Annotated in this window: 1 pseudogene; it reads left to right on the top strand. The window is 61.5% G+C overall.

Features of this window, described 5'->3' with window-relative positions:
- Positions 1 to 317, top strand: a pseudogene (tuf, locus tag ACF8ML_RS18420) (elongation factor Tu); the annotation flags it as partial.

Here is a 317-nt window from a genome sequence, read left to right as displayed (position 1 = left end):
CTGCTGCGCGGCACCAAGCGTGAAGACGTGGAACGCGGCCAAGTGCTGTGCAAGCCCGGCTCCATCAAGCCCCACACCCACTTCACGGCTGAGGTGTACGTGCTGTCCAAGGACGAAGGTGGTCGCCACACTCCGTTCTTCAACAACTACCGTCCCCAGTTCTATTTCCGCACGACCGACGTGACCGGCTCCATCGAGCTGCCCGCCGACAAGGAAATGGTGATGCCTGGCGATAACGTGTCGATCACCGTCAAGCTGATCGCCCCCATCGCCATGGAAGAAGGTCTGCGCTTCGCTATCCGCGAAGGCGGCCGTAC

The organism is Delftia sp. WSY_10 (assembly GCF_043104705.1).
GTDB classification, from domain to species: domain Bacteria; phylum Pseudomonadota; class Gammaproteobacteria; order Burkholderiales; family Burkholderiaceae_C; genus Comamonas; species Comamonas tsuruhatensis.
The sequence above is the reverse complement of the archived record's forward strand: the minus strand, read 5'-3'. Positions and strand labels throughout refer to the sequence as shown.